Source organism: Gandjariella thermophila (assembly GCF_005405885.1).
In the GTDB taxonomy this organism is placed as follows: domain Bacteria; phylum Actinomycetota; class Actinomycetes; order Mycobacteriales; family Pseudonocardiaceae; genus Gandjariella; species Gandjariella thermophila.
In genome coordinates this window covers 1-5,789 of the sequence record NZ_BJFL01000074.1, presented here as the reverse complement: position 1 = coordinate 5,789, position 5,789 = coordinate 1, and the positions used below count along the sequence as shown (strand labels likewise).

Here is a 5,789-nt window from a genome sequence, read left to right as displayed (position 1 = left end):
CCGCCGGGCCGGACTCAACATTCAGGTTGCCGCCGATACCAACGGAGGCCTGTTGGGAATATCGATACCCTTGCCTGGGGCAATGCATGACCGAAAATCGTTTACTGAGTGCGGCTGGGAAGATCTTCTGGCCGATGTCCCAGTCATCGCCGACCCTGCCTACCAGGGAACTCACGCAATCACGCCTCGCAAGAAACCCAAGGGTGGCGAGCTCTCTATCGGCGACAAGGCAAACAACAGGGTGATCTCCTCACTGCGCTCTGCCGTCGAACGATGCATCGCCCATGTCAAGAACTGGAAGATACTTGCCACCGGCTTTCGAGGGCACCTCGCCGAGCTTCCGAATGTCATCCGAATCGTCACCGCACTGGAGTTCTACCGACTTGGCTGGTAAGGGCTCTGAATAACGCTCACAGTCGCCAGGCCGCACAGGCGCTCGGCGAAGATTGCGAGCCGGAGCAATGGTCTTGCCCTCACAATGCGGCGGTGATCGACTGTCAGGCGCTCGGCGTGGCTGGAAGTAGGCCGTCCGGGTCGTAGACCACGAGATCGCCAAGACGAACGCTCGGTTCGTGATGCAGTTCCGGGTGCTTCGAAGCGAGGCTGTTCGGGATTCCGACGACATTGGCTCGTACCGTGACGGATCCTGGGCTGCCAGCGACGACGGCGTCCCAGTCCTCGCTGTCGGAACCTCCGGTCTGGTCTATGACGAGGCCGCAGGTTGAGCGGGCTGAGGCACGGATCTGGTCGACCACGGCGCCGACGATGAACCGTTGCTGGTCCACGGTCAGACCGTCCAGGTAGAGGCGTTGCACCACGCGGTCCGGGGCTAGGCGCTCGATGGTACAGAAGACGTCGATGTCCTGGCCGATCCAGTACTGAAAGCTGAACGTTGCGTCGGCCTCTACCGCTGCGTGCTGGAGCAACGTCGCCCGGTCGACGTCGATCTGCTCGCCGAGGGTGTCTTCCTCAGAGCTGATCGCGGTGATGCGGCCGGTCTGCGGGTGCGCCAACGACAACCCCGCCGCCTCCAGACCGCCGATACGTTCGGCAGCTAGCTGCGGCGACCAGTCGCGTTCATACCAGAACAGGAATCCGTTACTCATTAGCGCCTAAGGGGTGAATGTGTGCACATTGTCTGGTCCCAGTATACGTCGAGCGATGGCGAGCACATTCTCGGGTGTGCCTTCTTCGAAGAATGCCTGTGCGCCGACACCATCCTGCCCGGCCTTCCATTTGAGGATGTTGAGCTTTTGCCCCAACTTGGCGAGGTCACGTGCTTTGGCGGGGCCACCGACCTGGATATAGGAACCGTCACCGCCGATGACGTCGATATCGGTCTTGCCCACACCGGGGCGCACGATCAGGCGGCCTGGTGTGCCTGGTGCCCCGGACGGCACGGTGCCGTCGGTGAGTTCGGCGACTTTGAGTTCGCGTGCTGCGCCCACATCGGCTGGCTTCGCGGCCTGGTCGGCGACGTCCTTGGCGGCGGCCTGTGCCTGGGCGTCGGTGACCGACTGCGGGTTGGTCTGGCCGATGTTGGGATCGGGAGTGCTGTTGATGGCCGCGGTCATCGCTCCCACCGCGCTACCGGCAACTGCACCGACTGCGACTAGACGCCCTCCGGCCACGGCCAGCACGCCGTCGACAGCCGTGACGAGGATGGCGCCTTCGCCGGCCTCATCGAGCACCTTGGCGATGCCGGCGATGGCGCCGAGGCCCTCGGTGATCATGCCGAGCAGGATCGCGGCGATCGCGCCGAGGGCGGCGTCTTTGGGGGCGTTGCCGATGGCATCGACGATCCGGTTCTGGGTGTCCTCGATCCAGTCGGCGAACTGACTGACGGCGTTGCCGAGCTCGTCACACCCACGTTGCAGGGCGGTCAGGATCGCGGTGTTGCCGCTGCCACCGACCCGGTCCCAGAACGCGTTGAGCGCATCCAGGTCGGCCGCCTGGTTGTTGGAGAACAGTCGCTGCAGGGCGTTGCGCTGGCCGACGCTGATGCCCTCGATGGTGTCGCGGGCGGACCAGAAGGCTCGGCCGACCGTGCGCAGGTCGTCGGTGTGGCCCATGGGGATCTTGTCGTCCAGGGGCGGTGGTAACACGGCCGTTGGGCTGCCCACGAGCGACGGCACCGCCGGGTCCTGCGGGAGCACTAACCCGGGGTTCGCGGGCGAGAATGGCGGCGGCTGGCCGGCGCGGCCGGGGGTGGCCGCGGCATCGGCGTTCCAGTGGTTGCGCGCGGAGGTGTCGATCCCGACGCCGATGTCGCCGAGCAGGTTCACGGCCCGGTTGACGCCGTTGACAAGGGTTTCGACCGCCGGACGGTAGCTGGCGTCGAACTGCTTGGCCGCCTGGTCCATGCCAGCTGGCCCGCGGAAGCCGTCCAGTACCCGGAACAGCGTGGGTAGCACCTGATACAGCCTGCTGCTGGCATCCACGAACGACTGCGCGACGGCGTGAAAGTCTTCCGGCTCGATCCTGACCGGAACCAGAGGCCCACCATCCGGCCCACGCGGCGCCATCCGTTACACCTGCCAGATCGCCACGTTGCCACGCACGGCTTGGGCGTGGTTGCTGTGTGCGGTGACCACCAGGTCGTGCAGCTCCTGCAGTTGACGCTGCAGATCCTGCTGCCCGGCCATCCACTCGGCCAAGGTCCGTTGGAACCCCTCCGAGGCCGCCCCGGTCCACATCTCGGCGAGGCGGGCGACTTGCTTGGATAACGCGGCCAGCACGTCCTCGGCGTGCTCGATGGACCGAGCGATGTCGGCCCTCGCGTCGTTCAAGACCGCGAAGTCAACCGCCAGCACGCGAACCTGCTCCCCCCAGCGGACACGAACCGCAACGAACTTGATCGCCAGCGTGACATAGCCTGGTGATCACCACAACCGTCTTGCGATCGGTACCACTGAGGGATCCTCGGCAAGACGCGTTAAAGAGGGGAGGATGTCAGCCCCCTGCTGAGCCAGCGTCGCAATGATCAGCGTCTGTGGCCTGAATCCCGACGCCGAGGCGATCCATCCGATGAGGGTGACGGAGGAAGAGGCAATCTCAAGCGTCCCGTGGGAGTAGCCTCGTGCCCGACTGCGGTCAGCTGCACATTTGGGCTTGTGGTGGTGCGAGCCGTGAGGTCGTCGGCCGAGAAGGAAGAACTGGATGGGTGGGCGATGGGGCTTCTCGAGTCGCTAAAGGGATGTCTCGTAACCCGGTGATCGGCTGGTCGTACTGATCGGTGATCATGCTGGGGTGCAGGTGATCTCGGCGTCCCGACCGGAGTGGATCGTTCCGTTCACGGGCTTGCAGCCCGGCCAGTTCCGCAAGCTGGTACGGGTCGTGGCCCAACGGGGTGGCGACAGGATCGCCGATGGACGCCCCGGTCGACCGTGGGCGCTGCCGCTGGCCGACCGGGTGCTGCTGGTGGCGACCTCCTGGCGCACCAACCTCACCATGCGGCAGATCGGGCCACTGTTCGGTGTCTCGCACTCCGCCGCGCACCGCGTCATCGACACGCTCGGGCCGCTGCTGGCGCTGGCACCGGTGCGACGCCGCCGCCTCGACCAGGTGACCATTATCGACGGCACCCTGGTGCCCACCCGTGACCACCGCTTGGCGGCACCGTCGAAGAACTACCGGTACTCCACCAACCTGCAGGTCGCCATCGACGCCGACACCCGCCTGATTGTGGCCACCGGAGATCCGCAACCGGGCAACCGCAACGACTGCACCGTCTACCGCGACTCCGCATCGCCGACAAGCTTGCAGGACGCCCGGTGATGGCCGATGGGGGCTACCGGGGCAACCCCGAGGTGGTCATGCCCTACCGCAAGCCCCGCGACGGCACGGCGCTGGCCGACTGGCAGGAAGACCTCAATGCCACCCACCGCAGGGTCCGTGCCCGCGCCGAACACGCCCTGGCACGGATGAAGAACTGGAAGGTCCTGCGCGACTACCGGCGTGCTGCCAGCACCCTCGCCGATACCGCCTCGGCGATCGCCTATCTGCACAACCTTGCCATCGCCGGCTGACCGCAAAACCGGTCAGCAGCAACCAGAAGGTCAGTTACGAGACATCGTGCGCCACGAACGCAGGAGGGAGCTGGATGTAGGCAAAGCTCTGGAACGCGATGCTGCGCGGGAGATGAAGGTTGGCCCTTCGGAGCCGCCCTGCGGGGGGAGGCTTCAAACCACCACATGCTGCGGAAGCGGTGACGCGACCGTGGTGAGCGATGTGGAAAAGGCGTCCTGGGAGGCGTCAGGTAGGGATCAGGAAGGCGAGCGCGAGCGAACCACTGACGACGTGTCGAAATGTATTAGGTGGCGCCAAAACCGGGCACTTGATGTCGGTCCGGGATGAGCCTGGCGGGAGCCCGCTTATTGGCCAGGTGGTGTCCGGCATGGAGGTGGCGCGAGCCTGATCTGCTGCTCTCGTGCGGAACGTGGGAAGACACGTCCTGACACTGTCGGCCCTTGGGTTGGGGACGGCGAGAGGGAGTGCTCCAAGCGGCTGAACCGCAAGGGGTTGAGTACCGTCGCGGGGCGTGTCGGCGGACCGGCCTGTAGTAGTAGGGAAACCTCTGTAATGGGGGTGGAGCGAAGAGGCCGGGTCATCCGTGGCTGTGTTCGTTCGGTCAACCGGACCTGATCCGGGAGGAGCTGCGTGGACGAGCTGGCATCGTCAGGCAAGTCGTTTGATATTTCGAAGCGGGAGGTCTGGGAGGCGTACCTGAAGGTCAAGGCCAACAAGGGGGCCGCCGGGGTGGACGGCTGCTCTATCGATGACTTCGAGGAAGATCTGAAGAACAACCTCTACCGGATCTGGAACCGGATGTCCTCGGGGAGTTACTTCCCGCCGGCGGTGAAGGTGGTGGAGATACCGAAACCGCATGGCAGCGGGGTCAGGGTGCTCGGGGTGCCCACGGTCGCAGACAGGATCGCGCAGACGGTGGTGGCCACGAGGCTGGAGTTGAAGGTCGAACCGATCTTCCATCCGGATCCTATGGCTACCGGCCGGGCAGGTCGGCCCTGGATGCGGTCGCGGCATGTCGGCAGCGGTGTTGGAAGGCGGACTGGGTGATCGATCTGGACGTCCAGAAGTTCTTCGACACCGTTCCCTGGAACTTGGTGGTCAAGGCGGTCGAGGCACACACCGACGACCGTTGGGTGGTGCTGTATGTCAAGCGGTGGCTGCAAGCTCCGCGGCAACTGCCCGACGGAACCTTGCAACGACGAGATCGGGGGACGCCACAAGGCTCCGCGATCTCACCGGTGCTGGCGAACCTGTTCATGAATTATGCGTTCGACGCCTGGCTGGCCCGGACCCATCCGGGCATCCAGTTCGAGCGCTATGCGGATGACGTCGTCGTGCACTGCGTCAGCGAGCGCCAAGCCCTCCAGGTGCTGGCCGCGCTCGAAGACAGGATGGTCGAGGTCGGGCTGCGGCTGCACCCCGACAAGACCCGGATTGTGTACTGCAAGGACGGCAAGCGGCGCGGCTCCTACGAGCACACCTCGTTTACCTTCCTCGGGTTCACTTTCCGCGCCCGCAAGGCGCGGAGCAGGAATGGCACGTTCTTCACCAGCTTCCTGCCCGCGATCAGCAAGGACGCCTTGAAGAAGATCAGCAGAGAAGTCCGCTCCTGGCGGCTTCACATGCGGATGCACTTGGAGCGTTATTCAGGCCGGCTTGATCACCTCAAAGTAGGGCAACGACCCCGATCAGATAAGATCGTTTTCCTCCCACAGAACACGACTTACAGGCGGGGCCGTTGCGTTACCAGTCTACTACAG

Annotated in this window: 6 protein-coding genes and 1 pseudogene; 4 read left to right on the top strand and 3 right to left on the bottom strand. The window is 64.8% G+C overall.

The window, feature by feature from the left end; genetic code table 11:
* Window positions 1-394, top strand: a 394-nt coding sequence (locus tag FFT21_RS27825) for a transposase family protein (protein ID WP_137816884.1), incomplete at its 5' end; no start/stop codon positions are given.
* Window positions 395-497: 103 nt separating this feature from the next.
* Here the strand turns inward: FFT21_RS27825 and FFT21_RS27820 are convergent.
* The 3 genes from FFT21_RS27820 to FFT21_RS27810 are packed head-to-tail and all read right to left on the bottom strand — an operon-like array spanning window position 498 to window position 2,813.
* The gene (locus FFT21_RS27820) at window positions 498-1,106 is read right to left on the bottom strand and encodes a hypothetical protein (RefSeq protein ID WP_137816883.1); all 609 of its coding nucleotides are present in this window, start codon (window positions 1,104-1,106) and stop codon (window positions 498-500) included.
* A 6-nt stretch (window positions 1,107-1,112) separates the two neighbouring features.
* Window positions 1,113-2,525, bottom strand: a complete 1,413-nt coding sequence (locus FFT21_RS27815; protein WP_137816882.1) for a hypothetical protein — start codon at window positions 2,523-2,525, stop codon at window positions 1,113-1,115.
* 3 nt (window positions 2,526-2,528) lie between these two features.
* Window positions 2,529-2,813 carry a WXG100 family type VII secretion target gene (locus FFT21_RS27810; RefSeq protein WP_192909805.1) on the bottom strand — a complete coding sequence of 95 codons (285 nt, stop codon included), beginning with the start codon at window positions 2,811-2,813 and terminating at the stop codon, window positions 2,529-2,531.
* A gap of 436 nt (window positions 2,814-3,249) precedes the next feature.
* Here FFT21_RS27810 and FFT21_RS27805 point away from each other — a divergent pair.
* The 3 genes and pseudogenes from FFT21_RS27805 to FFT21_RS27800 all read left to right on the top strand — a co-directional run.
* Window positions 3,250-4,028, top strand: a pseudogene (locus FFT21_RS27805) (transposase family protein).
* 631 nt (window positions 4,029-4,659) lie between these two features.
* Window positions 4,660-5,076, top strand: coding sequence for an RNA-dependent RNA polymerase family protein (locus FFT21_RS30155; RefSeq protein WP_225978826.1), 417 nt, complete (start codon window positions 4,660-4,662; stop codon window positions 5,074-5,076).
* The coding region (locus FFT21_RS27800) for a reverse transcriptase domain-containing protein (protein WP_225978827.1) at window positions 5,025-5,789 on the top strand (765 nt) is incomplete at its 3' end. The genes FFT21_RS30155 and FFT21_RS27800, both read left to right, overlap by 52 nt.